The sequence below is a fragment of the Clostridium polyendosporum genome (genome assembly GCF_018332455.1).
Lineage (GTDB): Bacteria > Bacillota > Clostridia > Clostridiales > Clostridiaceae > Clostridium_AY > Clostridium_AY polyendosporum.
This window is the reverse complement of the sequence record NZ_BOPZ01000084.1, coordinates 1-390: the sequence shown is the minus strand read 5'-3', so window position 1 is coordinate 390 and position 390 is coordinate 1. Positions and strand designations below refer to the sequence as shown.

General features: G+C 52.1%; 1 rRNA gene. It reads right to left on the bottom strand.

Annotated elements, in window-relative coordinates:
* Positions 1–390 (bottom strand): 23S ribosomal RNA (locus tag CPJCM30710_RS17505); the annotation flags it as partial.

Sequence of the window (390 nt, the reverse complement as noted above, 5' to 3'; positions counted from 1 at the left end):
TCCCTAAGTTACGGGGTCAATTTGCCGAGTTCCTTAACTGCAATTCTTCCGATGGCCTTAGGATTCTCTCCTCACCTACCTGTGTCGGTTTGCGGTACGGGCACTACTTCTCTCCCTAGACGCTTTTCTTGGCAGCGTGGAATCAGGCACTTCGGCTCTATGAGCCTTCCCCATCACACCTCAGAATTATCAAGAGGGATTTGCCTCCCTTGACTTCCTAAGTGCTTAGACCAGCATCCAATAGCTGGCACACCCTATCCTCCTGCGTCACGCCTTTGGTAATAACGATAAGCAGTGGTATCGGAATATCAACCGATTGTCCATCACCTACGCCTTTCGGCCTCGGCTTAGGTCCCGACTAACCCTCAGCGGACGAGCCTTCCTGAGGAA